Source organism: Bradyrhizobium sp. USDA 336, assembly GCF_044908355.1.
Taxonomy (GTDB): Bacteria; Pseudomonadota; Alphaproteobacteria; order Rhizobiales; family Xanthobacteraceae; genus Bradyrhizobium; species Bradyrhizobium yuanmingense.
Genome location: NZ_JBIYDC010000002.1, coordinates 1,827,813 through 1,854,242 on the forward strand (window position 1 = coordinate 1,827,813; position 26,430 = coordinate 1,854,242).

Here is a 26,430-nt window from a genome sequence, read left to right on the forward strand (position 1 = left end):
GCTTAAGGCAGGGTCATTGAATTCGAATGACGACTGTGTCCGCGGCGCCCGTGGCGTCGATCACGGTGAGCCGAGCAAAGCCCGGGCCGGGCGGATCGATCAGCCGCTGACGGCGGCCGTCGATCTCGCCGAGCGCGGTGCCGTTAACCATAACGGTTATGGGCAGCACGCCGCCGGCGACCTTGACCGGCATGGCCGCGCTCTCCCGGCCGCCCGATCGATCGACGTCGATCCGCGAGCCGTTCAGCGGAAACTGGATGTGCAGCGGCTGCTCGCCCCCGCTTCGCACCAGTTCGCCGACCGGACGGAACCGCTTCAAGGGCAGCGGCAGCTTCGCGTTGCTTGCGACCAGGGTTCCCTTGGGCGGCTTCGGCAAGGCGGCCAGCGTCTTGCCGCTGCGGGCGAAGGCATCGAACAGGATGGGCGCGGCGGCGACGCGTCCGATCAGGCCGGGAACCGGCGCTCCGTCCGGACGGCCAACCCAGACGCCGATGGTCATGCGACCGTCGAAGCCGACCGACCAAGCGTCGCGATAGCCGTAGGAGGTGCCGGTCTTGAAGGCGATGCGGTTGTGGGCGGCGTTCTCCGGCGGGGGCGTGCCGAGCAAGACGTTGCCGACCTGCCAGGCTGCGACCTGATCCAGCAGCCGCAGCGGCTCCCGCTCGTCCTTGGCCGTGACGATCTCGCGCAACGGCTTGGTGGTCCCAAGGCGGGCAAAGCCGGCATAGAGCTGGGCCAGATCCTGCAGCGTCACGCCGACGCCGCCGAGGCCCATGGCGAGGCCGGGCGCTTCGTCCTTGGGCAGGACGAGGTTGCCGCCGGCCTGCCGCAGCCGCGAGGTCAGCCGGCTCGAGCCGACGCGGTCGAGCAGCACGATGGCCGGCACGTTCAGCGACAGTTGCAGCGCCTTCCTCACCGGAACCGTGCCCTGGAAAGTCATGTCGAAATTTTCCGGCGCATAGGAGCCGAAGCGGACCGGGCGGTCGTCGATCAGACTGTCGGGATGGACAAAGCCGTCCTCGAAGGCCAGCCCGTAGATGAAGGGCTTGAGCGTCGAGCCTGGCGAGCGGATGGCGCGAGTCATATCGACCTGCCCCGCCCGGCTCTCGTCGAAATAATCGGCCGAGCCGACACGCGCGAGCACGTCGCCGCTCTCATTGTCGACCACGACGATGCCGACCGAGATGTTCGGCCCCAGCGCAATTGCGCGGTCGCGCGCCAGCGGCTCCAGCACCTTCTGCAAGGTCGCATCGAGCGTCAGCTTGATGATCGGCGTGTCCTTGACCGTCGACAGCGCGGCGTCGGAGGCGTGTGGCGCCAGGATCGGCATCGGCCTGCGCAGTGTCGGCACCGGTACCGCCTTGGCCTGATTGGCCTCCTCAGTGCTGACCACGTGCTCCTCGACCATGCGGTCGAGCACGCGGTCGCGCGCCTTGCGGGCTGCCTCCGGGAAGCGATCCAGCCGGCGGGTCTCCGGCGATTGCGGCAGCGCGACCAACAACGCGGCCTCCGCCAGCGACAGCCGCTTCGGCTCCTTGCCGAGATAGGCGATCGACGCCGCGCGGATGCCTTCGAGATTGCCGCCATAGGGCGCCAACGCCAGATAGAGATCGAGGATCTGCTCCTTGCTCATGCTGCGCTCGATTTCGATGGCACGCACGATCTGCCGCAATTTTGCGTACAGCGAGCGCTGCCGGCGCGGCTCCATCAGACGGGCCAGCTGCATGCTGATGGTCGAGCCGCCCGAGACGATGTGGCCGCGCGTTCCCAGCTGCAACGCGGCGCGTCCCAGAGCGAGCGGATCGACGCCGTTGTGGGCGTAGAAGCGCTGGTCCTCATAGGCGAACAGCAGCTTCAGATAGGTCGGATCGACGTTTGTGTTGGCATCGACCGGCAGCCGCCAGCGCCCGTCAGCCATGGCGTAGGCGCGCAGCAGCTTGCCGTTGCGGTCAACGATCGTGGTGGAGACTTGCCGCGCTTCATCGAGCGGCAACGGGCCGAGGGAGTAGACCCAGCCGACAAAGCCGATGATGGCGAGGATGAGGGTGAGTGCGAGGGTGGAGAGGATGCGAAGCCCCCCGCCCCTTGCTCCGTCATGGCCGGGCTTGTCCCGGCCATCCACGTTCTTCGTCGCCGCGGCAAAGTCCGTGGATGCCCGGGTCAAGCCCGGGCATGACGACCGAGTTTGAGGCGCGACCTCGCTCATCCCACCAGCACTCACTTCGCCGCCCGCACCTCGACACTGCCCGTGCCGGTCCGGCCATAGCGCGAGGGATTGTACATGTCCTCGACATAGGCCTGCGGCAGCACGTATTTGCCGGGCGAGACCGCGCGCACGACATAGGCGAGCGTGAAGACCGACTTGGAATCCGAGGCCCGGTCGACGGCCGCGGTGAAGCGGTCGTCGCGGAATTCGGTATGTTCCGGCTCCTCGCCGTCCTCGATCCAGTCCAGCGTGCCGCTGTCGCCCGACGACACCAGGTTCGGATTGTCGATCTCCAGGCCCGCCGGCAGATAGTCCGACACCATGATGTGGCCGTACTCGGGCTTGGCCTCGGTGATCTTCAGCACCACCGCAAAGCGCTGGTTCTGCTTGACCTTGCTGATGTCGGCGGGCTTGCCGTCGAGCGTATAGTAGCCGCGCTCGATCTTGAAGCCGTTGGACGCCGCCGGCTCCGGCGTGACCGGCGAGCCCGACACCGAGACGACCGCCTGCACCGGCGCATCGCCGGTGTTGGTGATCTTCAGCGGCTTGCCGCCCAGCGTGTCCGCCTTGTAGCTGCGGTACAAGGCGGTCTTGACCGGCTGCCCATCGACCTCGATCGAGAGGTTCTCCTTGGCGAGCGCCCGTGCCGCTAGCACCAGCCACGCATTCTCCTGCGTGGAGGTGTAGGGCGTCAGCCCGCGGGCGGTCTCGACCCGCGACACCGCCTGCGTCAGCGTCGCCCTCGGCGCGTTGCCTTCGCTGGCAAGCGACACCAATGCTGCGGCATCGCGCAGCTGCGAGCCGTAGTCGGTGCGGCCGAATTCCAGCGCGGGCTTGGGCGCGAGGCTGTCGAGCGCGGCGCCATAGACCCGCTCGGCGCGGTTGCGGTCGCCGACCAAGGCCAGCGCCGCGGCAAGCTGCGATTTCGCGATTGGGGTCGCGAGGTTAGCGAGCTTGGTGTCGGCGAGATAGCGGAGATCGCCGATCGGGGCTGCGCCGTTGCGGGCGAGCACATACAGGCCATAGGCGAGATCGCGGCCACCGTCCTTCTCCGGCTCATTGGCATTGACGACAGAGTTGCGGATACGGTCCAGCGCGTTCTTGAACAGCACGTCCGGCACCGCAAAGCCCTTCTCGCGGGCGCGGGTGAGGAAATCCGTCACGTAGGCATCGAGCCAGGCATCGTCGCCGCCGGCCAGCCACAGGCCGAACGAGCCGTTCGAGCCCTGGCGCGCCAGCAGCCGCTCGATGGCGTCGCGGATGCGCTGGTCGACCTCGGTGTCCATGGCAAGATGCGCGCCGGCCGCGAGCTCGTTGACATAGAGCAGCGGCATCGCCCGGCTCGTGATCTGCTCCGAGCAGCCATGGGGATAGCGGTCGAGCGCCTTCAGGATCGTTGCCGCGTCGAGCGCGGTCGACAGGCTCGCCGAGACCGAGACAGCGCCGGTGCCCGGCACGAGGTCGGAGAACAGGTCCGAGGTCAGCGTCAGGCTCTCGCCCTTCGCCAGCGTCCGGATCGAGCGCCGCGCCAGCACCTGCGTCGCTGGCTTGACGTCGAACGCATAGTGACGCACCAGCGCGAGGCCATTCGGGCCCTTGATGTCGACGTCGAGCGTCGCCTGCCCCGCCGCGGTCGCATCGAGCGCGAGCGAGAACGAATTTCGCTGCTTGGCGGCGAGCTTCACCGTGGTTGCGGGATTGCCGGTCATCTTCACCGGGCCGCCCGCCTTCACGTTGATGACGTAGTCGCCGGCCTGGCCCTCGACATTGTCGATCTCGAGATTGACCGAGCCGCGGTCGCCATTGAGCAGGAAGCGCGGCAGCGTCGTCGTGAGCACGACGGGATCGCGGATCACGATGTCGGTGTTGGCGCGGCCGAGCTTGGTCGCGGTCCACGCCACCGCCATCACGCGCGCGGTTCCCGCGAACTCCGGAACATCGAAGCTCACTTCGGCCGAGCCGTCGGCAGCGACGGTGACGATGCCGGAATAGAGCGCGAGCGGCTTCTGCGTGGGCGGCGAGCCCTGGAGCTCGCCACCGGCGTCGCCGCCGGACTTGATCTGGCCGCGCGTGCCCGACATGCCGTCGATCAGCTGTCCGTAGAGGTCGCGGATCTCGGCGCTGAGGCGACGCTGGCCGAGATAATAATCGTCCGGGGCCGGCGGCTTGTAATTGGTGAGATTGAGGATGCCGACGTCGACCGCGGCGATGACGACCTTGGCGTCCTCGCCCGGATTGAGCCCATCGAGCTTGACGGGGATCTTCAGCGTTGAATTCGGCCGGATCAGCGAAGGGGGCGACAGCTTGACCTGCAAGGTGCGAGCCTGCTTGTCGATGCCGAACCATTTCAGCCCGATCGCACGGCCCGGCATGCGCTGGGCGGCGGCATCGAGCGGACGGCGCAGCGTCGCCACCACATAGGCGCCGGTGCCCCAATCCTTGCCGATCGGGAGCTTGACCTGCGCGGTGCCTTCCTTGACGTCGATGGTCTGCGTCGTCAGCAGCCGCTCGCCGAGCACGTTGACGGTGAGCTTGCCGGCGCTGCGGACGTTGACGGACACCGTCATGGTGTCGCCGGAGGCGTATTGCGGCTTGTCGATCGAGGTCTCCAGCAGGTCCGGCGTGTCGGCGTTGCCGTCGGAGTACCAGCCGACGTCGAACTGCACCGAAGTCACCGGACCGTCAGCCTCGTTCGACCTGACGTCGAGCCGGTAGCGGCCGGGCTGCGGCGTGAGCGAGATCCGCGTCGGCTTGTCGGCCGTAACAGTGACGTCGCCGTCGGCGACGCGCGAGGTCGACTTGACCGGCTCGTACTCCCAGTAATTGTTCTGGCGGTACCACTGGTAGCGCGACTCGATCTTCAGGAGCTCGTAGCGCAGGCCGTCGCGGCGCAGCTTCTCGCCCTCCGGCGAGACGAACACGACGTCGAACTCGGCCTTGTCGCCCTCGGCGACGTTCTTGTCGCCGAACAGCGGCTTGATGCCGATCTGCGCCGTGGCGGGCGCGACCGGCAGCACGATCTTGCGCTCGACGGCGCGGCCGCCGGTCTCGACCATGCGGACGAAGATCTGCGCCTCCTGCGGACGCGTCGAGGCCGGCTGCTTGTCCAGCGTCACCGGGAAGGTCGCGACGCCATGGGCGTCCGCCTCGGGCAGGTTCTCCAGCGGCGTGCGCTCGTTCGAGGTGGTCTCTTCGTCGTCGACGCCAAACTTGTAGCCGGCGAAGCCGGGCCGCTCGGCCGCGGGCGCGATCAGCATGTCGCCTTCGAGCTGCAGGCCCGAGGCCGGTGCGCCATAGAGGAAATGACCGTCGGCCTTAAGCTCCACTGGAGCGTTAGCTTTGATCAGCTTGTCCTTGGCGGACAAGTCGAATTCGATCCGATCGGGGACGTAATCCTCGACCATGAAGGTGGTCTCGCCGACCGAAGCTCCCTTCGGATCGGTGAAGGCGCGCACCCGCCAGGTGCCGGTCGGTACGGCCGAATTGAGCGGCACGGACAGCGTGCGGCCGCCGGCGCCCTGATCCGCCAGCACGGCGCGACGATATTCGACGCCGTCCGGGCGCTCGACCACCAGCGTCATCGGCCCGCCGGTGACGGCATTGCCCTGCCCGTCGCGGAGCAGCGCGGTGAGGAACACGGTCTCGCTGGAACGGTAGACGCCACGCTCGGCATAGACGAAGGCATCGGCGCCGGCGGGCACCGCGCGCCCCGAAACGCCGCGGTCGGACAGGTCGAAGGCCGAGGTCTTCAGGCTCAGGAAGGCATAGTCGGCCTTCTCCCCGGTGACCGTGAGCATCGCCGGCGACAATCCGCCCTCGCCGCGCGCAAGGCCGGCCTCGAACAGCACGTGACCGGCATCATCGGTCTTGCGCGTCGCCAGGATCTCGTTATTGCGCGCGACCAGCCGCACCTCGGCTTTGCCGACCGGATCGGTCGACGCCAGCGAGTTGACGAAAACATGGATGCCGTCATTGCCGGAATAAGCGGCGATGCCGAGGTCGGAGACGATGAACCATTGCGTGGCGAGCTGGTAGTCCTCGTCCGAGGCCCTCGCCGCGGCCGTCATGACGTAGACACCGGGCTGGAGTTCGCCGAGCGCCTGGTCGACCGGGAACGCCGTGGTGACGTCCTGGTTCAGCGTCGTCGCAGTCGCAAGCTCGCCGGTCCAGACCTTGACGCCGCGCTCGTCGCCGAGCTCGCTGAGCTGGTACTTCGACAGCGTCCTCTGGAAATCGCTGTCGACCACCGTGTTGATCAGGTTGCGGTCGCCGATCCGGAACACGTTGATGCTGACTGAGGGCGTGTTGACGCTGACGACGGGAATGCCGCGCTGGCCGGTCCGCGGCAGCACATAGGCGCGGCTGGTGAAGCGCACGAACGGCTTGCGGTCGCGCACATAGATGTTGAATTCGGCCGATTTCGGCAGGCCCTCCTTCACGGTCGACGGCAAGCCGGCGCGCAGGTTGATGTTGTATCGCTCGCCGTGCTTCAGCCCGTCGACGCAGAGCTGTTTGCCTTCGGCCGACAGCGCCGGCTTGTCCTGCCCGGCGAGAGCCAGGAACGGCGCGAAGTCGGTGCGCTTGGCGAGCTCCTCGGAGAACTGGAAGCAGGCACGCGGGCTCGCCGAATCCGAGTCTACGGTATAGTCGAGCAGCCGGAAGCCGTGCTCGTCGCGCATCTTCTCATATTGGCCGCGGACCTCGGCGACCTCGCGCATGTCGAGCGACAGCCGCAGCGCATCCAGTGCCGGCCGCCACAGCTTGCGGTCGGCCAGCGCCTTGCCGAGGACGGCAAGCGCGTCGGCCTCCTCGCCCGGATTGCCGGCGCGCATGTAAGCGATATAGGCCGCGGTCGAGGCGCGCTCCAAAAGGAAGGTCTGCTCGCTCGAGCTCTTTGGCGAAATCTGGAAGATGACCTTGGCGAGCCGCAACCAGTTGCCGGCATCCTCGGGCGTGGTCGCGGCGATCTGGCCGAGCACGGAAAGGCCGGTGCGATAGTCATTGCGCCGGAAGGCGGCGTCGGCGTCCGTCTTCAGCGTCGCATTGGTCTTGGCGACCGGCCCCGCCTCGCTCTTGATCTGGGCCTCCAGCTTGATCGCGGAATCGGCGAGGTCGTCGCGTCTGAACGCCTTGTCGGCGGCCTGCGCAGCGACGAGGCCGAGCGCCAGCGCGGCGCAGATTGTGACGGCGCGAACAAGACCGATCATGGAGGACTCCCGGAAAGCGCGGACGAACGCCGCGGCGGCAAATGAAATGCGCGGAAAGGTGACGGACTCAAGGCGATGGAACCAGAACGTGCAAAGCGTCGCATTCGCCATGACAGAGGCAAGCCCAGAGGAGACCGGCCGAGATACCGCCACGCACGCCGTCCTGATGGCGCAGCACTACCTGACCAGTCGACCGGCGGCCGTGCCCCGGAAGCTATTCAGCGTTCCCGGCGATGTGATCCATCGTCCGGTCCGCTGCCGCTCAATCCGGCACCCTGACACCCCACCGTTCCGCTTTGTCGTCGCACTGAGGAAAACGGTTCGGTTCAGACTTGGCGAAACACCAGTTTTTTCATATTGGCATGCTACATGAACGGCCAGCCGCCCAATCCGAGCGGTCCAAACCGGCCGGCTCAAGACGGTCCCGTAGCTCAACTGGATAGAGTAGCGGATTTCTACTCCGCGGGTTGCAGGTTCGAGTCCTGCCGGGATCGCCAGCTCGTTGCCTCTCCGCCGCTCTTCACGAACGCGTGGGTAACCATTTGCCGGCCTTTGAACGGCGCCGATCGCCCCTATCTAAGCGCCGGGTGAGACGCACCCATAGGTTTCTGAATGCAGCAATCCGAATTGACGAGAATGGCGATCGCATCTGCGGTCGCGACCGTTGCGATCTCGTATTTGGCCGTCGATGCGGGCGTGGTGAACACAAACGTGGTCACGAGGCCCATCAAGGTGGTCCAGGCCTCGATCATTGGCGCCGCAATGGGACAACGTCAGCCTGCATTTGCCGTTGAGGACTGGAAGAACGGCCACGACAAGCCGCGCCGCGAATATTGCCTGGCGCTCGACTGATCGACGTGCCCGCCCTGCGGCCTATCCACCGCCTGCCCGCTGATGACCGCGCCACCACCGCGCAATGGCCGCGGTGAGATCATCCCACACCTCCGTCGGCAGGTCCGGGACCGCCACCCGGACGCTGTACTGGTCCGTCGTCGCGTCGTGAAACCATTCGGTCGCGGCGAAATCGAAGCCGAAGCTGCCGGCGTGGCGGATGGGAAAGCCCTCGCGGCGCAATTCGCAGCTCATGTCCTCGGCAGCCTGCCGCGCCGTCGCCTCGTCGAGCGCGCGCCTTCCGCGAAGGGTCACGTAGAGACCGTGGGTGAAGCGCAGCTGAGCCGAGAGCGCCGGGATCTCGGCGGCAAAGTATCGCGCCGTATTGCGACCGTTGCGCAAGATCACCGCCACGCGCCGCTTCGTCAGCGCCCAATACGCTGCGCTGCCCGCGAACGGCGGGAAGTGAGCCGGCAAGGCCGCGCCGCCGAGCAGCCGCACTGCATTGCGGGTTTCCGACGCGAGACGTGTCCATTCAACTTCCCCTGCTCGCGACGGACGCTCAGGCCCGTGCACGAAGACGGCCGAGCCGAGCCGGCCATATTCCGCTCCGAGCGAATCGAGCTTGTTGTGGCTTCGCACCAGCACCAGCGCAATTCCGTGTCGCCTGGCCCACCCCACCACTCGCCTGATGCGGCCCGACCTGCCGGCGAAGCACGTCGTATCGAAAATCAGGAGATCGAGGCCCGAGCCGTCACGGCGCAACACCGCCTCGATGGCGCCGGCGACGGAGCAGGAATCCAGCAGCAAGATACGCGGTGACTTCTCCGGAGCAAGCGCATCGCCGAGCGGCAGCGGCAAGGGTTCGATCCGCAAATGCGGCATGAAGCTTCGGATCAGCTCCAGCGTCTCGCCGTAGGAGCCCGGCAGCACCAGGATATCGGCTTTCGCGACGATCCGCGCGGAAGCAAGCAGCACGGCGGAGATCGCCGCCATCCCCGAGGCGGTGTAGATCGCCGTGCTCGTGCAGCCACCATCGAGCTCGTAGAATGAAGGACCGCGTACTGTCAGATCGGCCCGCTGGTAGTCGTAGCTGAACTCGAACGGCCCGCTTGCGGGATCGGCCGTGTGCGACCAAGCTGTTTCCGTCGCCTTCCACTCGTGCAATTCATGCTCCGCCCTGAGCGCGGCCGTGATCTGGAATTTGGATCTGACGACGTCATCGACGGAACTCGGCGACGCCAAATCGAGCGGGTTTCTCAGGCCGTCGTTCAACAGCTTGAGTTCCCAGTGCTTGCGTTCCAGATAGGCCCGAACGGTCTCCATCGCGCTTCTTGACAGATCCAATCAGGCGTCAACGTCCGGAAATCCCAACGGGTCCAACGTGCCTGCTGCAACGAACCGGCGCCTTCGCAGTTGAAGCCATGCAAGGAGGACAGCATGGCTGACATCAGAGAACACATGAAAATCATCGGCAAGGACGGCGCCCATGTCGGCACCGTCGATCGTCTCGAGGGCAACCGCATCAAGCTGACGCGCAAGGACAGCCCGGAAGGTCACAAGGACCATCATCACTACATCGACACGAAATATGTCGGTGCCGTCGAAGGCGACGTGGTCAAGCTGTCGGTGAATGCCGACGCCGTCCCGAAGACGGAAGCCGCGTGAAACACTGAGCCCCTGCGGGGGCTTTTTGTTTGTTCACGGTCCGACTCCGCTTCGTTCGCAAGCACGAATCGCGACCGCAATTCGATTGCGCGGAGCATTCGTTAACGATGACTTTCTGCGGAAGGTCGCTGCAATGCGATCGGATTTCAGCGCTGCGGATTGATCGGGAACGAATGCGCGGTCCGCGCGTTGGATAACCGAACAGAGTGGTGCCGACCCGCCAGCCCCGGTCGGCTTTGAAGGACCCCGTGCTTGCCCCCGAGCACGGGGTTTTTCTCATCTCAGCGCTATCGGGCCAAAGGCCTGCGCCCGGCTGGATGTGAGGGGCCGGCTTGCTCATCGTGCAGATCGCGGGCGAGTTCGTGCCATGCCAGGGCCAGCTGGATCAGCCGTTGCCTGTCGGCACCCTCGGCCTCCGCGGCGCGCTTCATAGCGGCCTCGGCCTCGTGTTGCGGATCGTACTCGGTGTACATGCGCAGACTCTAGCCGGCCATCTGGACGAGTGCGTGGCAATTTCGTCCGTATGATTGCGGGGTAACACCAGCCTTCCTGCACCGGTCTGTGAACCACGTCACAGCCTGTCCGCGACATCTCCGCTAAACTACGTGTCCAGGCTTCATGGGTGATGTCCGGTCATGACACGCAAAGCAGCAACCGAAGTCATCGTCCCGAGGCAGCGACATCGCGCGGACCTGCTCGGCATCGCCTATCTCGGCACCATCGGCGTCGTCATGGTGGCCTGGATCGCCGGCCTGGTCTGGGCCTCGATTGCGTTCTTCGACTGGCTCGTGTCCTGACGGAGCAAGGCAATTCGCCTGCCCGCCGATCCCGCCTTTAGAGCATGATCCGGAAAAGTGTGAAGCGGTTTTCCGAAAAGATCATGCTCAAACATAATCTAAAGCGCGATGACGATTCATCCTAATCGCATCGCGCTTTAGAGCAGGTAGGGCAACGCCTGCGAGAGTTTAATTCCGCCGCAAACGATCATGGCCCAGAGCGCCACGCTGATCTGGATGGCATCCAGCATGTCCCACATCCCCCGCGAATCATCCCGCCATTTTTCTTTGAAATTGACGTGAGGGGGCGACGAGCACCAGGGCTATTTCAATGCAACCGCCGCGTGCAAAAGGATGAGGCGGGCCCGAAGCCCGCCTCCATGCTCCAAACCGGCCAAGCGAATTCAATAGCAGGCGCGGGGATCGGCCTGCACATATTGGCCGTTCGGATAGCGGTAATAGCAGGTGCCCTGCGCCCAGTAATAGCCGGGCTGGGACGCCGCGGTCGCGCCGGCGATCGCACCCGTTGCGCCCCCGAAGACCGCGCCTGCGGCGGCCCCCGTTGCATTGCCTGAGATCAGGCCGCCCAGCAGGCCGCCGACGATCGCACCGCCTAGCGCGCTGGCGCCAGGATCGGCCGGCGGTGGCGGCGGCGGAGGGGGCGGCGCATAGGCCACCGGAGGCCGGGCGTAGACCACCGGCACGTCGTCGATATAGTCCTCCGAGATGTAGGCCGGCGGGCCGGCCATACGCTGCGGATAATAATACCAGACACCGCCAACGTCCCACCACCAGCCGGATCGGCCATGGCGGACTTCGTGGCGCCAGCGTCCACCCTCCCAGGCAAGATTGCCGCGATAGGTGTGCCCACCCCAATCACGTGTGGGAGCAGGACCGCGCGCGACGTGACGTCCGGGCGGCGGGCCCCCGGCGTTGTGACCGGCATGGGGCTGACCGCCGGGCTGCGCAGGCCTGGTCGCCTGCTGCGGCGGAGGGCCCTTGCGCATAGGCGGATTGGCCTGTGGCGGCGCGCCTGCTGCCGGCCCGGCCGGCGGTTGGACGACCTCTTGCCGGGACCTGGCCTCTTGCGCCTGCGCCGACAGCGCGAGCAGCGACGTGGCCGAAACCAAGGGAATAATGAAGATCTTCATATGTTTGGACGCACTCATGCGTGCTCGCCCCCTGCTCTCTCATGGCCGTGAATCCCGCGCGCGATCGACGAATCGCCGCGCGCCGGGCTGATGCCGGCCGAATTCACTGCCCTGCTTGATCGGCTAAGTCCCGTTACAAATGATTAAGATCAGGGCAATTTTTCGGTCCCATCGGCCATGCTGTAGCGCGCGCCTAGCGAGCCGGCTCGATCACATTGCAATTGCTTCGCCCGGACATCAGGCAATCCTGCATCTTGCTGGCTGCCGTCAGATCCCGGGCAAGCCACCAGCCGACGCCGAGGATCACGACCGCGATGATCAATCCTGCAAGCGCGCCGCGGCGGTCGCCGCCGGACGGAGGCTTGGGCTGACGGTTCGGTCGAGGATGGGGCTCCTCGCCCGGTTCGGATCTGGACTCTGGCTTCGACATGGCCGCCTGGTCACGCTGGCGCGCTGGCTTTACCACCTCTGCGGCGTCGCGTCACATCCCGATCGTCCGGCCCAATTCAGCCCCGGGTCTGCTGGATTGCATCCTTGCGCAAGGTTTCGACCGCCGGAATTGCCTCCTGAACGCGCGGTGCGCAGCTCGTGAGCACGAATGCGGTCTGGGTGCATTCCCAATCCGCTCCCAGCACGGCACTTTCGATGGGCTGCGGACGAGCCAGCAGCAAGGCGGCGCCGGCCGCGCCCGCCAAGGCGAAGGCAATCGCCAGCACTTTCAGGCTCGGTCTTGAGATCGTCATGCCCGTGCTCCGTCTCGTCGCGGGCGGACGCTAGGCGTCGCCCATGTGCTCCCTTATGAGGGAGATCACAATTCGGCAGTTTTTTCGGGCTACGAGAGATCGTCGGGGGGCGATTTTTCGTTGACCTGATCGGCTGCGATTATGGGTGGCTTCGCGACGCGCGCCGATGTACACGCTTCTGCGTCGCGTGGCGCCTGCTATGCCCAGCCGACTTACCAACAGGCACCGATGTAGGATCGAAAGCGAGGAAGACAAGGCTCGTCGATGAGTGGATTCAGGGAACCCGGCTTTGCAGACCGGCAAAAGGCGGCGCAAGACGCCCGCAAAAATCTTTTGAACAAGTTCAAGTCGCAGCCGGGGCCCGATGATCCCGCGGTGGCGGCGAAGCGCGCCGAGCGTGAGGCGCTCGCGGCCAAGCGCGCCGAGGCAAAGGCCGCGCGGGAGGCCGAAAAGGCCGAGCAGAAGCGCCTCGAGGAAGAGGCCAAGGCAGCCGAAGCTGCTCGGATCGCGCGGGAAGCCGAGGAAGCCGCCGAGAGGCAGGCTGCGATCGAGGCCGAGCAGAAGGCCAAGCGCGACGCGCGCTACGCCGCCCGCAAGGCGAAGCGCAAGTAAAGCGCGCTGGTCACGTTCAATTGAACTTGAACTGAGCCATCATTCCGGCGGCCTCAAATGCCGCCGGAATTCGAGAGGACGCGGCCCGCCCAGGGGGCGTTGCGCGATGACGACCCGGGATCAGTTCTTCTTCATCATCCCGTCGTCCTTTTTCATGCCGTCCTTCGACATGTGATCCTTCTTCATGCCGTCGTCCTTGGACATGGTGTCCTTCTTCATCATGCCGTCCTTGGACATCGTGTCCTTTTTCATCATGCCATCATCCTTGCCCATCTTGTCCTGAGCAAAGGCGGCCGGCGCAAACGCGAGGCCTAGCGAGAGAGCGGCAGCCGAGACGCCGAGCACGATGCGGGTGCGAATGGTCATGGTTCATCTTCCTTCGTGATGGTGTTTGTCAGCGACGGACGCCGCTATCCTGTCTCGACGGATAGCTGTGTGGCGTTGTTACGCTGACCATCGATAAATTTCTGCGGCCAGCCGCCCTCGTTAGTTGGCGAGCCCGCATGGATCGGAAGTGCTGCAGCGCAGCACAACCGGCACTTGCCGCGGCACTCTGTCTCGAACTATCAGATGAAAGACCATCGGATGGAGACCGGCTTGGATTGGCCCCGCGGTCGCGAAGAACCCAGTTCAAATCACCTCTGCCTAAAACACTCCGAGAAACGCCCAAAGAAACGCCCAAGGGGATTACATCATGTTCACGCGCCGCCATCTGCTCGCGACCGCCGTCGCGGCACCTGCCATTCTCCGCTTCGGCACCGGCACCGCGCAGGCCGCGACCACGCTGAAGATCTCGCATCAGTTCCCAGGCGGCACCATCGACAAGGGCGATTTCCGCGACCGGCTGTGCCGCATGTTCGCCGCCGAAGTGAGTAAGCGCAGCAATGGCGACATTGCCGCCGAGATCTATCCGAACTCCTCGCTGATCAAGACCAACGCGCAGTTCTCCGCCATGCGCAAGGGCGCGCTCGATATCAGCCTCTATCCTATGCCCTATGCCGGCGGCGAAGTGCCGGAAACCAATATCGGCCTGATGCCGGGCCTCGTGACCACCTACGACCAGGGCCTGCGCTGGAAGAAGGAACCGGTCGGCAAGGCGCTGACCGACTTCCTCGCCGACAAGGGCATCATCCTGCTCACCTGGGTCTGGCAGGCCGGCGGCGTCGCCAGCCGCTCCAAGCCGATCGTCGCTCCTGAAGACGCCAAGGGCCTCAAGGTGCGCGGCGGCTCGCGCGAGATGGACATGGTGCTGCAGACCGCCGGCGCCTCCGTGTTGTCGGTGCCGTCGAACGAGATCTACGCAGCGATGCAGACCGGCGCCTGCGATGCCGGCATCACCTCCTCGACCAGCCTGATCTCGTTCCGCCTGGAAGAGGTCGCGAAGTCGCTGACATCAGGCGCGGGCACGTCCTACTGGTTCATGCTCGAGCCCCTGATGATGTCGAAGGCGATCTTCGACAAGCTGCCGAAGAACCATCAGGACATTCTGCTCGCGGTCGGTACCGAGCTCGAAGCCTTTGGCCGCAAGGGCGCGCAGGACGACGATGTCGATGTCGCCAAGGTCTACGAGAAGGCTGGCGCAAAGGTCTCGGCGCTCGATGCCGCCACCGTCGGAAAATGGCGCGACATCGCCCGCGACACCGCGTGGAAGGACTACAGCGCCAAGACCGCGACCGCCGCAAACCTGCTCAAGCTAGCGATCGACGTCGCAGCATGAGCCACGGTCCGCTTCCGGATCGTGACGACCGGACGAGCGTTGCCGCGGGGACCGGCCCTGCGGCGGCGATCGATCGCGGTCTCGCCGTCCTCAACAGCATCATCGTCGTGTTCGCCGCGATCGCACTTGTCGCTGCCTGTGCAATCCTGAGCTACAGCGTGCTCAGCCGCGCGCTGTACAAGGCCGCGAACTATTGGCAGGACGAAGCCGCCGTGTTCCTGCTGGTCGGCGCGACCTTCATGACGGCGGCCTACGTGCAGCAGCATCGCGGTCATATCGGCATCGAGGCCTTCGTCGGCCTGCTCTCGCCATTCGCGAACCAGGTCCGGCTCTGGCTGGTCGATGCCGCCACGTTCCTGTTCTGCGCCTTCTTCACCTGGAAGTCGTGGACACTGGCGCACGAAGCCTATGTCGACGGCCAGGTCTCCAACTCGATGTGGTCGCCGCCGCTCGCCATCCCCTACTCGCTGATGGCGCTCGGGATGAGCCTGCTCTGCCTCCAGATCCTCGTGCAGCTTGCGCTGCCCTTCACCGGAGTCAAGCGGCCATGAGCGTTTTCGGCATCGGCCTCGCCTACGGCATCGTGACGCTGCTGGTGATGTTCTCGGGCATGCCCATTGCGTTCGCGCTCGGCGCGGTCGCGGTGGTGTTCATGGCCATCTTCATGCCCTCGGCCTCGCTCGATACGGTGACGCAGAACGTCTACGAGGAAATGGCCTCGATCACGCTGTTGTCGATCCCACTCTTCATCCTGAAGGGCGCGGCGATCGGCAAGTCCCGCGCCGGCCAGGATCTCTATCTGGCGCTGCATGCCTGGCTGCACCGCGTGCCCGGCGGCCTCGGCGTTGCCAACGTGTTCGCCTGCGCGCTGTTCGCGGCGATGGCGGGGTCTTCGCCGGCAACTTGCTCGGCGATCGGCTCGGCCGGCATCCCCGAGATGCGCAAGCGCGGCTATTCCGGCGGCTTCGCCGCCGGCATCATCGCAGCGGGGGGCACGCTCGGCATCCTGCTGCCGCCCTCGATCACGATGATCCTGTTCGCGGTCGCCGCCGAGAAGTCGCTCGGCCGCCTGTTCCTCGCCGGCATCGGTCCCGGCCTGCTGTTGGTCTTCCTATTCGGCGCCTACGCCGTCGTTCGCTTCCGCCAGGAATATGCCGCCGCCGAGGTGGCTTACAAGAACGGCGGACCGGAGGCTCCGATCTTGCATCGTGACGAGTACACGCTCGCCGAACGCTTCAGCGTGCTGCCACGCGTGATCCCATTCGTGCTGCTGCTCACCGGCGTCATGGTCGCGCTCTATGGCGGCTACGCCACGCCGTCGGAGACCGCCGGCCTCGGCGGCCTCCTGGCGCTGGCGCTGATCGCTGCGATCTACAGCGTGTGGCGGCCGAGCGACCTCGCGCCAATCATGAAGTCGACGATCCGGGAATCGACCATGCTGATGATGATCATCGGCATGTCCCTGCTCTATTCCTACGTGATGAGCTATCTGCACATCTCGCAATCGGTCGCCGAATCCATCGTCGCGATGCATCTGCCGCGCTGGGAGCTGCTGTTCGCGATCCTCGTCATGGTTGTGGTGCTCGGCTTCTTCCTGCCGCCGGTCTCGATCATCCTGATGACCGCACCGATCATCCTGCCGCCGCTCCGCGCCGCCAATTTCGACATCATCTGGTTCGGCGTCGTCATGACCATCGTGATGGAGATGGGGCTGATCCACCCACCGGTCGGCCTCAACATCTTCGTCATCCGCAACGTCGCGCCCGATATTCCCCTGCGGGAGGTGATCTGGGGCACGCTGCCCTTCGTGCTCTTGATGATGCTTGCAGTGCTGCTGCTGTGCCTCGTGCCGGGGATCTCGACCTGGCTGCCGGACCTCGTGATGGGACCGGACGGGAGCAGGTAGAAGCGATCGCCGGTCTGTAGGGTGGATTAGCCGAAGGCGTAATCCACCCTTCTGTCGCTGCGGAGACGAACAGCGGGGTTACGCCTTCGGCTAACCCCGCCGCGACTTCGGCGCGTTCGCCACCACCTGCAGCAGGTCCTTGCGCACGGCCTCGATGTGCCGCTCCAGGAATCGGCAGGCCTCCTCCACTTTCTGCGCACGACAGAGCGCGATCAGATGGGCGTGCTCCTTTTCGGCAATGCCCATCGCCTTGGTGTTGGAGAGTTGTAGCCGCGTGTAGCGGTCGCTGGTCTGCAGCAGCGACAGCACGATCGCGCGCGTGCGCGGCTGTGGGGCGTGAACGTAGAGCGCCATGTGGAAATCGGCATTGAGCTGGCCCCACTCACTGACGTTGCGCGCCTTGATCGCCTTCTCGAAGCTCCGGTGGATGTCGTCGAGCCCGTCGAAATCCTGCGTGGTGAAGCGCGGCGCCGACTGCGCCAGCAGCCGCGGCTCCAGGATACGGCGGAGGTCGAACACGTCGTTGATCTCGTCCAACGACAGCTCCGAGACGATGGCGCCCTTCTGCGGCACGATGCGCACCAAGCCTTCCGCCTCGAGCTGGAACAGCGCCTCGCGCACCGGGATGCGGCTGACGCCATAGGCTTCGCCCAACGCGTCCTGGCGCAGCTGCGATCCGGCCGGATAGGTACCGTCGAGGATTGCCTGGCGGAGCTGGTCGACGATCGCGGCCGACAGGGTGCGATGCTTCAGAGGCTGTTTCATCTGATCGTCCGTTGTCCTTCCCGACTCGCGCGGCCGACACGGTCCCTGTCTTGCATGTCGAGCTGCCCGGCAAAAGCCGGGCGCCACAAACCTAATGCCCAGCAAACGCGCGCCCTGCCGCCGAAATGACCGCAAACTCCGTTTGACTCCCAAAATGTATAAATTATACATTTGGCAATCGCACGACAAATCTTCAGGGGGTTGGGGCCTCTTTCATGATCGAGCAGACCATGCCGGCCACGCGCGCACTCAGCCTCCGACGCATGATCGTCCGGATGTCGAGTGCCCTGCTCGCCTGCGAGCGGCTCGCGCTGATGGGCCTGATGTACCTGCTCACCGGCCTGATCCTGGTGAACGTCGTCACCCGCTACTCGCATTTCCCGATCTACTGGATCGATGAATCCGCCGTTTACTGCGTGGTCTGGCTGACCTTCATCGGGGCGTCCGCGATGACGCGGCTGCGGCTCGATTTCGCCGTGACCATGCTGACGGAGCGATTGTCCGCTCAGCACCAGAAATTTGCAAAAGTGATCTCGACCGGCCTCGTCGTGGTGTTCGGCATCGCCCTGATCGTCACCTGCGTGCTCTGGATGGACCCGATCGGCCTCACCCGCGCCGGCTTCGACGGGCGCAAGCTCGCCGCCGAGACGTTCAATTTCCTCTACACCGAGCGCACGCAAACGCTGAACTGGCCGACCTGGGTGCTCTATCTGACGCTGCCGATCTTCGCGGTGTCGATGACCGTTCACGGCCTCGCCAATCTGCTGGAAGATCTCGAGCTGGTCCCGCGCACCGCGCCAAAAGGCTTCCAGCTCTCCGAGCTCGACGGGGTCAATTGATGATCACGTCAGCAGCCTTCATGGCGTTCATGCTGGTCGGCGTACCGATCGGCCTCTGTCTCTGCCTCGCCGGCCTCGTCTATATCGCCGCTTCAGGCAACCCGGTGCTGTTCCAATCCTATCCGCTGCAGCTGTTCGGCGGCGTCGACAGTTACGGCCTGATCGCGATCCCGCTCTTCATCCTGATCGGCGAGATCATGAATGGCGGCGGCATCACGCGGCGCATCGTCGACATGGCGATGGCCTTCGTCGGCTCGCTCAAGGGCGGGCTCGCCTACGTCAACATCCTCGCCAACATGTTCATCTCGTCCATCCTGGGATCGGCGACCGCGCAGGTCGCGATCATGGCGCAGATCATGGTCCCGGAGATGGAGAAGAAGGGCTACGACAAGACCTTCGCGGCCGGCCTCACCGCCTATGGCGGCATGCTCGGCCCGATCATCCCGCCCTCGGTGATGTTCGTGGTCTACAGCGTGCTGGCGCAGGTCTCGGTCAGCGACATGCTGATCGCCGGCATCGTCCCGGGCGTCATCCTCACCGTGATGTTCTGCCTCGTCATCGCGCTGATGGGCTACATCTACAACTATCCGCGCGCCGACCATCAGACGCCGCGCCAGCGCGTGATGACGATCCTGCGGACCTCGCCGACGCTGCTGATCCCGATCGTCATCGTAGGCAGCATCCTCGGCGGCCTCGCCAACGCCACGGAATCGGCGGCCGTCGGCGCGGTGGCCGCGGCCCTGGTCGGAAAGTTCTGGACCAAGGAGTTCAAGTTCTCGCAGCTGCCACACATGATGCTGCGCAGTGCGATCTATTCGGCGATCGTGCTGTTTCTGGTCGCAGCCGCCGCGGTGTTCTCCTGGGTGCTGATCTTCGGCAAGGTGCCGCAGGAGACCGCCGCCTGGATCCAGACCGTCGCCAAGGACCCGGTCAGCTTCATGCTGATCTGCAACGTCATCCTGCTCGTGATCGGCACGGTGATCGACGGCATTCCCGGCCTGATCATGACGGTGCCGATCCTGCTGCCGGTCGCAACCGAGATCTATCACATCGACCCCCGGCAATTCGGCGTGGTCGTGGTGATCAACCTCGTGCTCGGCCTGTTGTCGCCGCCGGTCGGGCTTTGCTTCTTCGTCGCGGCCGCCGTTACCGGCGCCAAGCCCGGCAGGATGTTCATGGTGACGCTGCCCTTCTTCGTCATCGCCTGCATCCTCCTGGTGCTGCTCTCGCTCTATCCCTCGCTCTCGCTGATCCTCGTCAAATAGACCCATCCGAAAGGAGCCCGACCATGCCGCTTTCCCGCCGCCGCTTTCTCGCCGCCAGTGCCGCCGCCTCGGTGTTCGCCCCGTCGCTGGCGCTCGCCCAGGCCAAGGAATTTCGCCTCGGCCTGATCACGCCGAACGGCCATTCCTGGAACAAGGCCGCGCTCAAATTCGGCGACGAGCTCAAGGCCGCCACCAACGGCCGCCTGACCCTGACCGTCTTCCACGCCGGCCAGCTCGGCAACGAGACCGCGATGATGCAGCAATTGCAGTCCGGCGCGCTCGACATGGGCTTCATCCAGGCCGCCGAACTCGGCTCGCGCGTGCCGCACATCGCCGCGATCAACGCGCCCTACATCGTGCGCTCGACGCCGGCGGTGGCGAAGTTCGTGCGGCATCCGGCGGCGGTGAAGCTGTTCGAAGTGCTGCCGCAGGAGACCGGCACAATCGGGCTCGGCTGGGGCATCACCGGAATGCGCGCGGTGTTCTCCTCCAAGGACCTGAATTCGCTCGCCGACATCAAGGGCATGAAGCTGCGCATCAACCCGACCCCGGTCTATCGCGATTTCTATTCCTCGCTCGGCGCGGCGCCGACGCCGATCCCGACGCCGCAAGTGTTCGACGCCATGGCCAACGGCCAGGTCGATGGCCTCGAGGCCGATCTCGAATTCTCCTGGAACCAGCGTTTCGACAAGGTGTCGAAGGTGATCCTGCAAATGAACGCCGTCTTCATGCCGATGGCCGCGGTCGTCTCCGGCCGCGTCTGGCAATCGCTGCCCGCCGCCGATCGCGAGCTGATCACGAAAACGATCAAGACGACGCTGGACGCGCAGATCGACGAGCTCGCCGGCAACGAGCCCACGCTGATCCAGAACTTCAAGAACGCGCCGATCCCGATCCGCCAGGTCGACGCCAAGGATACCGAGGCCGTGATTGCCGAGTTCGACAAGATCTGGCTGCCCAAGGCCCCCGTTCTCGCCGAGCTGCGCAAGGTCGGCGCGACGCTCTGACCCTCATCCATCCTCTTCACGTCAATGCCCGGCGGATCGAACGATCCGCCGGCACAAGTCCAATCGGAGCCAAACAATGAGCCCACGCATCTCCTGGGAAGGCGTCTTCCCGGCCGTCACCACCCAATTCCACGACGATCTCTCGCTCGACATCGACGCAACCGCCAAGGTGATGGACGGATTGATCCGCGACGGCGTCTCCGGCCTGATCGTCTGCGGCTCGGTCGGCGAGAACACCTCGCTGGAGCGCAAGGAGAAGGTCGCGATCATGGAAGCGGCGAAGTCGGTCGCCAAGGGCCGCGTGCCCGTGCTGTGCGGCATCGCCGAATTCACCACCGCGTTTGCGGTGGAGACCGCGAAGGAAGCAGCACGCGTCGGCATCGACGGCGTCATGGTGATGCCGGCGCTGGTCTATTCGTCCAAGCCGCACGAGACCGCCGCGCATTTCCGCGCTGTCGCCTCCGCGACTGACCTGCCTGTGATGCTCTACAACAACCCGCCGATCTACAAGAACGACGTTACGCCAGACATTCTCGCCTCGCTCGCCGACGTCGAGACCGTGGTCTGCTTCAAGGATTCCTCCGGCGACACGCGCCGGTTCATCGACACCCGCAACATGGTCGGCGATCGCTTCGTGCTGTTCGCAGGTCTCGACGACGTCATCGTCGAGAGCGTCGCCATGGGTGCCGTCGGCTGGGTCTCCGGCATGTCCAACGCCTTCCCGCGCGAGGGCGAGACGCTGTTCCGCCTCGCCAAAGCCGGGCGCTTCGCCGAGGCGATGCCGCTCTACGAATGGTTCATGCCGCTCCTGCACCTCGATGCCCGCCCGGATCTCGTCCAGTGCATCAAACTGTGCGAGCACATCATGGGCCGCGGCACCGCCCTGACCCGCCCGCCGCGCCTGGCGCTGCTGCCGCAGGAAAAGGCGGAGGTCGAGGCCCTGATGGCCAAGGCGCTCAAGAACCGGCCGCGTTTGCCGGATGTCGGGCTGAAGGCGGCTTGAGGCTACGGTCTCGTAGGGTGGGCAAAGCACAGCGTGCCCACCTTCGCCAATGATCGCGAAAGATGGTGGGCACGGCGCAAGGCGCCTTTGCCCACCCTACGAGAGCTGCCTCAGCCGTCATTGCGAGGAGCTCTTGCGACGAAGCAATCCAGACCGTCTCAACGGAAAGACTCTGGATTGCTTCGCTTCGCTCGCAATGACGGAGAATTAGGAATCCGCCCGCTTCTTCTTCGCGTTTAGCGCGGACGCCACGCGGCTCACGGGCGGCTTGCCGAGCACGACGCTCATCGCGTTCGTCGCCGCCAGCAGCTTCTCCATATCGACACCTGTCGTGATCCCCATGCCTTCGAGCATGTAGACGACGTCTTCCGTTGCGACGTTCCCCGTCGCGCCCGGCGCATAGGGGCAGCCGCCGAGCCCGCCGGCGGCGGCGTCGATGACGCGGACGCCTTCCTCCAGCCCTGCATAGAGGTTGGCGAGCGCCTGGCCGTATGTGTCGTGGAAATGCATGGCGAGCCTGGCTGCGGGAATGTTGGCGGCAACCGCGCGCAGCATCTCTTTGGCCTTGGCTGGCGTGCCGACACCGATGGTGTCGCCGAGCGAGATCTCGTAGCAGCCGAGCTCGAACAGCGTGCTCGCGAGATCGGCGACAGCCTTCGGCTTGATCTCGCCATCGAACGGACAGCCCAGCACGCAGGAGATATAGCCGCGCACATTGATACCATCGTCCCTGGCGCGTGCCAGCACCGGCCTGAACCGCTCGATGGACTCCGCAATCGTGCAGTTGATGTTCGCCCGGGAAAACCCCTCGGAGGCCGCCGCGAACACGGAGACCACTTTGGCGCCCGCGGCACGCGCGGCCTCGTAGCCTTTCTCGTTCGGCACCAGCACGTGAAATTCGGCGCCCTTCACATGCGCGATGCCGCGCAGCACGGCGTCCGAGCTAGCCATCTGCGGGATGGCCTTGGGCGAGACGAAGGCGCCGACCTCGACCGTGTCGAGACCGGCCCCGACCAGCGCCTCGATGAAGGCGATGCGGGCCTCGACGCTGACGGGGGTCTTCTCGTTCTGGAGGCCGTCGCGCGGCCCCATTTCGATAATGCGGACAGGATCGCTCATCTCATTCCCCTGAAGGTTCGACCAGAGCGAGCTCGACGCCCTCCTGCACGATGTCGCCGACCTTGCACTTGATGGATTTCAGCACGCCGGCATAGGGCGCGCGTAGCGTCTGCTCCATCTTCATCACTTCGAGCGTGAGAATCGGCGCGCCCTTCTCCAGCTTGGCCCCCTCCTCGGCCAGCACGGCAACCACCGTGCCGGGCAAGGGCGCTGCGATCTTATCCTCGCCGACATGCTCCTCGCTCTCGCCTCCGAACGGATCGACCCAATGCAGGTCGAAGCGGCCGTTGCGCGTGCGCAGGTACAGCTCATGGCCATCGATGACCGCTGCCACCGACGATTTGACGCCGTCGAGCGTCAGATCGAAGCCGCCATCCTTCGCTGCGATCGTGAACGCCAGCTCGCGCTCGCCGATCATCAGCGTCGACGGTCCCCTGCCGTAGTTCAGAATGATCTTCTGCTCCGGACCATGGCCGACGCGGAAGGCAAAGCTGCGCTGGCGGCGACCCACCGGCTGCCAGCCGAAGGTCTGCCAGGGTGAATTCGCTTCCGCCTGCGCGGCCTGCCGCTCCTCGTTGACGATTGCGGCGACTGCGGCGCAGAGCTCGAGCTCTCCGGGTGCAGGCGCCGCTTCGGTCAGCACCGCCAGCTCACGCTCGATGAACCCGGTGTCGATCGCATTCGCCCGCACCTTCGGATGCGTCATCAGCGCCGACAGGAACGGGATGTTGGTGACGATGCCGCGGACGTCGGTCTGTTCCAACCCGCGGTTCAGCCGCTCGATCGCGACGTCCCGCGTCGGCGCCCAGGCGATCACCTTGGCGAGCATGGCGTCATAATACGGCGAGACCATATCGCCCTCGCGATAGCCGGCGTCGATGCGCAGGCCGCCCGTCTCGACCGGCAGCCGCCAGGTCGAGATCCTGCCGACCGACGGCATGAAGTTCTTGGTCGGGTTCTCTGCGTAGACGCGCGCCTCGACCGCGTGACCGTTGAGCTTGATCTCGTCTTGCTTGAGTGGCAGCGCCTCGCCGAAGGCGACGCGCAGCTGCCACTCGACGAGGTCGATGCCCGTGATCAGCTCGGTCACGGGATGCTCGACCTGCAGGCGCGTGTTCATCTCGATGAAGAACACGTCCTTGCCGTCGGAGACGAACTCGATGGTGCCGGCGCCGACATAGTTCACCGCGCCCGCCGCCTTTCGTGCAGCGGCGCAGACGGTTTCGCGCTGCGCGGCATTGAGCGTCGGCGATGGCGCCTCCTCGATCACCTTCTGGTGCCGGCGCTGCAAGGTGCATTCGCGCTCGAACAGCGAGAGCAGATTGCCATGGCTGTCGCCGATGATCTGCACCTCGATATGCCTGGGATTATCGACATACTTTTCGATCAACATGCGGTCGTCGCCGAAGGCGGCCTTGGCCTCGCGCTTGGCGCTGACGATCGCTGGGGCAAGCTCGTCGGCGGAGCGCACGATGCGCATGCCGCGCCCGCCGCCGCCGGCGGAGGCCTTCACCAGCAGGGGGAAGCCGATCTTGTCCGCTGCTTTCGAAAGCGTTGCGTCGTCCTGGGCCTCGCCGTGATAGCCGGGCACCAAGGGCACGCCGGCTTTCTCCATCAGCTCTTTCGAGCCGGATTTCGAGCCCATTGCCGTCATCATCCCGGCGGTCGGCCCGACGAAGACGAGGCCGGCGTCATAACACGCCTGCGCGAACTCGGCATTCTCGGACAGGAAGCCGTAGCCGGGATGCACGGCCTCCGCGCCGGTCTTGTGTGCGGCCTCGATCAAACGCTCGATGTTGAGATAGCTGTCGCGGGCACGGGCGGGCCCGAGCAGCACGGCTTCGTCCGCGAGCGCGACATGCATCGCCTCGCGATCGGCCTCGGAATAGACCGCGACCGTGCGCAGGCCCATGGCTCGGGCGGTGCGGATGACGCGGCAGGCGATCTCGCCGCGGTTGGCGATCAGGAGCGTGCGAAAACGCCGGTAGAGCTTTGAGCGGTCCATCGCATCACATCCTGAACAGGCCGAACTTCGTCGGTTCGATCGGCGCATTCGATGCCGCCGAGAGGCCAAGGCCGAGCACGAGACGCGTGTCGGCCGGATCGATCACGCCGTCGTCCCACAGCCGCGCGGTCGCGTAGTACGGGTGGCCCTGGCTCTCATATTGCGCGCGAATGGGCTCGCGGAACTTGTCTTCCTCTTCCCTGGACCAGCTCTCGCCCTTGGCCTCGATATTGTCGCGGCGAACCTGGCTCAGCACCATCGAGGCCTGCTCGCCGCCCATCACCGAGATGCGCGCGTTCGGCCACATCCACAGGAAGCGCGGCGCGTAGGCGCGCCCGCACATGCCGTAATTGCCGGCGCCGTAGGAGCCGCCGATCACCACGGTGAATTTCGGCACCGACGCCGTCGCGACCGCCGTCACCAGCTTGGCGCCGTCGCGCGCGATGCCGCCCGCCTCGTATTTCTTGCCGACCATGAAGCCGGTGATGTTCTGTAAGAAAATAAGCGGAATGCCGCGCTGGCAGCACAGCTCGATGAAATGCGCGCCCTTCAGCGAGCTCTCGCTGAACAGGATGCCGTTATTGGCGATGATGCCGACCGGATAGCCCCAGATATGGGCGAAGCCGCACACCAGCGTCGTGCCATAGAGTTTCTTGAACTCGTCGAACTCCGAGCCGTCGACGATGCGCGCGATGATGTCGCGCACGTCGAACGGCTTGCGGCCGTCGACCGGCACCACGCCGTAGATTTCCTCCGCCGGAAACAGCGGATCGCGTGGCACATGCATGTTCAGGTTCGGCCGCCCCGACGGCTTGAGCGTGCCGACGATACGCCGGGCGATGCCGATCGCATGCGCATCGTTCTGGGCATAGTGATCGGTCACGCCGGACTGCCGCGAATGCACGTCGGCGCCGCCGAGCTCCTCCGCACTGACGACCTCGCCGGTCGCGGCCTTCACCAGCGGCGGGCCGCCGAGGAAGATGGTACCTTGGTTGCGCACGATGATGCTCTCGTCCGACATTGCCGGCACATAGGCGCCGCCAGCGGTGCAGGAGCCCATCACGATCGCGATCTGCGGAATGCCCTGCGACGACATCTGCGCCTGATTGTAGAAGATGCGGCCGAAGTGCCGCTCGTCCGGAAAAATCTCGTCCTGCAGCGGCAGGAAGGCGCCGCCGGAATCCACCATGTAGACGCAAGGCAGATTGTTCTGCCGCGCAATGTCCTGCGCGCGCAGATGCTTCTTCACCGTCATCGGGTAATAGGTGCCGCCCTTGATGGTGGCATCGTTGGCGACGATCACGCATTCGCGGCCCGAGATGCGCCCCACCCCCGTGACGACGCTCGCCGAATGCACGTCGCCGCCATACAGGCCATAGGCCGCGAGCGGCGACAGCTCCAGGAACGAGGTGCCGGGATCGACCAGGAGGTCGACGCGCTCGCGTGCCAGCATCTTGCCGCGCGCGGTGTGGCGGTTGCGCGAAGCCTCGCCCCCACCGCCGGCGACCAGGCTGAGCTTTTCGCGCAAGTCCGCGACGAGACCGCGCATGGCCTCGGAATTGCGCGCAAAATCTGATGACGACGGATCGATGCTGGAATGGAGCGGCATG

23 protein-coding genes and 1 tRNA gene are annotated in these 26,430 nt (G+C 65.3%); 12 read left to right on the top strand and 12 right to left on the bottom strand.

The window, feature by feature from the left end; all coding sequences use genetic code 11:
* Nucleotides 1–13 precede the first annotated feature (13 nt).
* Both pbpC and ABIA45_RS09420 read right to left on the bottom strand, forming a co-directional pair.
* The gene (gene pbpC, locus ABIA45_RS09415; protein WP_404655640.1) at nucleotides 14–2,122 is read right to left on the bottom strand and encodes a penicillin-binding protein 1C; all 2,109 of its coding nucleotides are present in this window, start codon (nucleotides 2,120–2,122) and stop codon (nucleotides 14–16) included.
* A 95-nt stretch (nucleotides 2,123–2,217) separates the two neighbouring features.
* Nucleotides 2,218–7,413, bottom strand: a complete 5,196-nt coding sequence (locus tag ABIA45_RS09420; protein ID WP_404651813.1) for an alpha-2-macroglobulin family protein — start codon at nucleotides 7,411–7,413, stop codon at nucleotides 2,218–2,220.
* Nucleotides 7,414–7,833: 420 nt separating this feature from the next.
* On the opposite strand from ABIA45_RS09420, the gene ABIA45_RS09425 reads away from it, so the two are divergent.
* Both ABIA45_RS09425 and ABIA45_RS09430 read left to right on the top strand, forming a co-directional pair.
* Nucleotides 7,834–7,910, top strand: a tRNA-Arg gene (locus tag ABIA45_RS09425).
* Between the two features lie 139 nt (nucleotides 7,911–8,049).
* Nucleotides 8,050–8,265, top strand: coding sequence for a hypothetical protein (locus ABIA45_RS09430; protein ID WP_271540387.1), 216 nt, complete (start codon nucleotides 8,050–8,052; stop codon nucleotides 8,263–8,265).
* Between the two features lie 21 nt (nucleotides 8,266–8,286).
* Here the strand turns inward: ABIA45_RS09430 and ABIA45_RS09435 are convergent, their stop codons facing one another.
* Nucleotides 8,287–9,570: a hypothetical protein gene (locus tag ABIA45_RS09435; RefSeq protein ID WP_271540389.1), complete on the bottom strand. Its 1,284-nt coding sequence runs from the start codon at nucleotides 9,568–9,570 to the stop codon at nucleotides 8,287–8,289.
* A gap of 114 nt (nucleotides 9,571–9,684) precedes the next feature.
* Here ABIA45_RS09435 and ABIA45_RS09440 point away from each other — a divergent pair, with 114 nt between their 5' ends.
* Nucleotides 9,685–9,912, top strand: a complete 228-nt coding sequence (locus ABIA45_RS09440) for a DUF2171 domain-containing protein (RefSeq protein ID WP_025036201.1) — start codon at nucleotides 9,685–9,687, stop codon at nucleotides 9,910–9,912.
* A gap of 287 nt (nucleotides 9,913–10,199) precedes the next feature.
* Here ABIA45_RS09440 and ABIA45_RS09445 read toward each other — a convergent pair whose 3' ends face one another.
* The gene (locus tag ABIA45_RS09445) at nucleotides 10,200–10,385 is read right to left on the bottom strand and encodes a hypothetical protein (RefSeq protein WP_157284271.1); all 186 of its coding nucleotides are present in this window, start codon (nucleotides 10,383–10,385) and stop codon (nucleotides 10,200–10,202) included.
* 162 nt (nucleotides 10,386–10,547) lie between these two features.
* Between ABIA45_RS09445 and ABIA45_RS09450 the strand changes: the two genes are divergently transcribed.
* Complete coding sequence (locus ABIA45_RS09450; protein ID WP_035999590.1) at nucleotides 10,548–10,709, top strand: hypothetical protein; 162 nt, start codon at nucleotides 10,548–10,550, stop codon at nucleotides 10,707–10,709.
* Nucleotides 10,710–11,092: 383 nt separating this feature from the next.
* Here ABIA45_RS09450 and ABIA45_RS09455 read toward each other — a convergent pair whose 3' ends face one another.
* The 3 genes from ABIA45_RS09455 to ABIA45_RS09465 all read right to left on the bottom strand — a co-directional run bounded on the left by ABIA45_RS09455 (nucleotide 11,093) and on the right by ABIA45_RS09465 (nucleotide 12,582).
* Nucleotides 11,093–11,857, bottom strand: a complete 765-nt coding sequence (locus ABIA45_RS09455; protein ID WP_404651814.1) for a hypothetical protein — start codon at nucleotides 11,855–11,857, stop codon at nucleotides 11,093–11,095.
* A gap of 175 nt (nucleotides 11,858–12,032) precedes the next feature.
* Nucleotides 12,033–12,269, bottom strand: coding sequence for a hypothetical protein (locus ABIA45_RS09460; RefSeq protein WP_057029336.1), 237 nt, complete (start codon nucleotides 12,267–12,269; stop codon nucleotides 12,033–12,035).
* 76 nt (nucleotides 12,270–12,345) lie between these two features.
* Nucleotides 12,346–12,582 carry a hypothetical protein gene (locus ABIA45_RS09465; RefSeq protein WP_275509791.1) on the bottom strand — a complete coding sequence of 79 codons (237 nt, stop codon included), beginning with the start codon at nucleotides 12,580–12,582 and terminating at the stop codon, nucleotides 12,346–12,348.
* Between the two features lie 264 nt (nucleotides 12,583–12,846).
* Here ABIA45_RS09465 and ABIA45_RS09470 point away from each other — a divergent pair, with 264 nt between their 5' ends.
* Nucleotides 12,847–13,194, top strand: coding sequence for a DUF6481 family protein (locus ABIA45_RS09470; RefSeq protein WP_157284263.1), 348 nt, complete (start codon nucleotides 12,847–12,849; stop codon nucleotides 13,192–13,194).
* 120 nt (nucleotides 13,195–13,314) lie between these two features.
* Here ABIA45_RS09470 and ABIA45_RS09475 read toward each other — a convergent pair whose 3' ends face one another.
* On the bottom strand, nucleotides 13,315–13,560 hold the full coding sequence (locus ABIA45_RS09475) for a pentapeptide MXKDX repeat protein (RefSeq protein WP_036027965.1): 246 nt from the start codon (nucleotides 13,558–13,560) through the stop codon (nucleotides 13,315–13,317).
* Nucleotides 13,561–13,888: 328 nt separating this feature from the next.
* Here ABIA45_RS09475 and dctP point away from each other — a divergent pair, with 328 nt between their 5' ends.
* The 3 genes from dctP to ABIA45_RS09490 are packed head-to-tail and all read left to right on the top strand — an operon-like array spanning nucleotide 13,889 to nucleotide 16,817.
* Nucleotides 13,889–14,911: a TRAP transporter substrate-binding protein DctP gene (gene dctP / locus ABIA45_RS09480; protein WP_128261779.1), complete on the top strand. Its 1,023-nt coding sequence runs from the start codon at nucleotides 13,889–13,891 to the stop codon at nucleotides 14,909–14,911.
* A complete protein-coding gene (locus ABIA45_RS09485) occupies nucleotides 14,908–15,462 on the top strand; it encodes a TRAP transporter small permease (RefSeq protein ID WP_404651816.1) in 555 nt (184 codons plus the stop codon). Before dctP ends, ABIA45_RS09485 begins: the two co-directional genes overlap by 4 nt.
* Nucleotides 15,459–16,817 (top strand): TRAP transporter large permease, encoded by a 1,359-nt coding sequence (locus ABIA45_RS09490; protein WP_128261780.1) that lies wholly within the window; start codon nucleotides 15,459–15,461, stop codon nucleotides 16,815–16,817. The genes ABIA45_RS09485 and ABIA45_RS09490 overlap by 4 nt, the downstream gene beginning before the upstream one ends.
* A 90-nt stretch (nucleotides 16,818–16,907) precedes the next feature.
* On the opposite strand, the gene ABIA45_RS09495 is transcribed toward ABIA45_RS09490, so the two are convergent.
* The gene (locus tag ABIA45_RS09495; RefSeq protein ID WP_157284257.1) at nucleotides 16,908–17,582 is read right to left on the bottom strand and encodes a GntR family transcriptional regulator; all 675 of its coding nucleotides are present in this window, start codon (nucleotides 17,580–17,582) and stop codon (nucleotides 16,908–16,910) included.
* Between the two features lie 230 nt (nucleotides 17,583–17,812).
* Between ABIA45_RS09495 and ABIA45_RS09500 the strand changes: the two genes are divergently transcribed.
* The 4 genes from ABIA45_RS09500 to ABIA45_RS09515 all read left to right on the top strand — a co-directional run bounded on the left by ABIA45_RS09500 (nucleotide 17,813) and on the right by ABIA45_RS09515 (nucleotide 21,696).
* Complete coding sequence (locus ABIA45_RS09500) at nucleotides 17,813–18,421, top strand: TRAP transporter small permease (RefSeq protein WP_275510218.1); 609 nt, start codon at nucleotides 17,813–17,815, stop codon at nucleotides 18,419–18,421.
* Nucleotides 18,421–19,686 (top strand): TRAP transporter large permease, encoded by a 1,266-nt coding sequence (locus ABIA45_RS09505; protein ID WP_275509783.1) that lies wholly within the window; start codon nucleotides 18,421–18,423, stop codon nucleotides 19,684–19,686. The genes ABIA45_RS09500 and ABIA45_RS09505 overlap by 1 nt, the downstream gene beginning before the upstream one ends.
* 23 nt (nucleotides 19,687–19,709) lie before the next feature.
* Entirely contained in the window at nucleotides 19,710–20,693 is a 984-nt protein-coding gene (locus ABIA45_RS09510) for a TRAP transporter substrate-binding protein (protein WP_157284254.1), read from the top strand.
* Between the two features lie 76 nt (nucleotides 20,694–20,769).
* Complete coding sequence (locus tag ABIA45_RS09515) at nucleotides 20,770–21,696, top strand: dihydrodipicolinate synthase family protein (RefSeq protein ID WP_404651820.1); 927 nt, start codon at nucleotides 20,770–20,772, stop codon at nucleotides 21,694–21,696.
* A 207-nt stretch (nucleotides 21,697–21,903) separates the two neighbouring features.
* Here ABIA45_RS09515 and ABIA45_RS09520 read toward each other — a convergent pair whose 3' ends face one another.
* The 3 genes from ABIA45_RS09520 to ABIA45_RS09530 are packed head-to-tail and all read right to left on the bottom strand — an operon-like array spanning nucleotide 21,904 to nucleotide 26,429.
* Complete coding sequence (locus ABIA45_RS09520; RefSeq protein ID WP_404651821.1) at nucleotides 21,904–22,815, bottom strand: hydroxymethylglutaryl-CoA lyase; 912 nt, start codon at nucleotides 22,813–22,815, stop codon at nucleotides 21,904–21,906.
* 1 nt (nucleotide 22,816) lies between these two features.
* Nucleotides 22,817–24,820: an acetyl/propionyl/methylcrotonyl-CoA carboxylase subunit alpha gene (locus tag ABIA45_RS09525; protein WP_404541220.1), complete on the bottom strand. Its 2,004-nt coding sequence runs from the start codon at nucleotides 24,818–24,820 to the stop codon at nucleotides 22,817–22,819.
* A 4-nt stretch (nucleotides 24,821–24,824) separates the two neighbouring features.
* Nucleotides 24,825–26,429: a carboxyl transferase domain-containing protein gene (locus ABIA45_RS09530; RefSeq protein ID WP_404651823.1), complete on the bottom strand. Its 1,605-nt coding sequence runs from the start codon at nucleotides 26,427–26,429 to the stop codon at nucleotides 24,825–24,827.
* Between the last annotated feature and the right edge of the window lies 1 nt (nucleotide 26,430).

Coding starts and splice junctions, on each gene's coding strand:
- ABIA45_RS09420 (WP_404651813.1), bottom strand. CDS start 7,413: ATGATCGGTCTTGTTCGCGCCGTCACAATCTGCGCCGCGCTGGCGCTC.
- ABIA45_RS09430 (WP_271540387.1), top strand. CDS start 8,050: ATGGCGATCGCATCTGCGGTCGCGACCGTTGCGATCTCGTATTTGGCC.
- ABIA45_RS09435 (WP_271540389.1), bottom strand. CDS start 9,570: ATGGAGACCGTTCGGGCCTATCTGGAACGCAAGCACTGGGAACTCAAG.
- ABIA45_RS09440 (WP_025036201.1), top strand. CDS start 9,685: ATGGCTGACATCAGAGAACACATGAAAATCATCGGCAAGGACGGCGCC.
- ABIA45_RS09445 (WP_157284271.1), bottom strand. CDS start 10,385: ATGTACACCGAGTACGATCCGCAACACGAGGCCGAGGCCGCTATGAAG.
- ABIA45_RS09450 (WP_035999590.1), top strand. CDS start 10,548: ATGACACGCAAAGCAGCAACCGAAGTCATCGTCCCGAGGCAGCGACAT.
- ABIA45_RS09455 (WP_404651814.1), bottom strand. CDS start 11,857: ATGAGTGCGTCCAAACATATGAAGATCTTCATTATTCCCTTGGTTTCG.
- ABIA45_RS09460 (WP_057029336.1), bottom strand. CDS start 12,269: ATGTCGAAGCCAGAGTCCAGATCCGAACCGGGCGAGGAGCCCCATCCT.
- ABIA45_RS09465 (WP_275509791.1), bottom strand. CDS start 12,582: ATGACGATCTCAAGACCGAGCCTGAAAGTGCTGGCGATTGCCTTCGCC.
- ABIA45_RS09470 (WP_157284263.1), top strand. CDS start 12,847: ATGAGTGGATTCAGGGAACCCGGCTTTGCAGACCGGCAAAAGGCGGCG.
- ABIA45_RS09475 (WP_036027965.1), bottom strand. CDS start 13,560: ATGACCATTCGCACCCGCATCGTGCTCGGCGTCTCGGCTGCCGCTCTC.
- dctP (WP_128261779.1), top strand. CDS start 13,889: ATGTTCACGCGCCGCCATCTGCTCGCGACCGCCGTCGCGGCACCTGCC.
- ABIA45_RS09485 (WP_404651816.1), top strand. CDS start 14,908: ATGAGCCACGGTCCGCTTCCGGATCGTGACGACCGGACGAGCGTTGCC.
- ABIA45_RS09490 (WP_128261780.1), top strand. CDS start 15,459: ATGAGCGTTTTCGGCATCGGCCTCGCCTACGGCATCGTGACGCTGCTG.
- ABIA45_RS09495 (WP_157284257.1), bottom strand. CDS start 17,582: ATGAAACAGCCTCTGAAGCATCGCACCCTGTCGGCCGCGATCGTCGAC.
- ABIA45_RS09500 (WP_275510218.1), top strand. CDS start 17,813: ATGCCGGCCACGCGCGCACTCAGCCTCCGACGCATGATCGTCCGGATG.
- ABIA45_RS09505 (WP_275509783.1), top strand. CDS start 18,421: ATGATCACGTCAGCAGCCTTCATGGCGTTCATGCTGGTCGGCGTACCG.
- ABIA45_RS09510 (WP_157284254.1), top strand. CDS start 19,710: ATGCCGCTTTCCCGCCGCCGCTTTCTCGCCGCCAGTGCCGCCGCCTCG.
- ABIA45_RS09515 (WP_404651820.1), top strand. CDS start 20,770: ATGAGCCCACGCATCTCCTGGGAAGGCGTCTTCCCGGCCGTCACCACC.
- ABIA45_RS09520 (WP_404651821.1), bottom strand. CDS start 22,815: ATGAGCGATCCTGTCCGCATTATCGAAATGGGGCCGCGCGACGGCCTC.
- ABIA45_RS09525 (WP_404541220.1), bottom strand. CDS start 24,820: ATGGACCGCTCAAAGCTCTACCGGCGTTTTCGCACGCTCCTGATCGCC.
- ABIA45_RS09530 (WP_404651823.1), bottom strand. CDS start 26,429: ATGCCGCTCCATTCCAGCATCGATCCGTCGTCATCAGATTTTGCGCGC.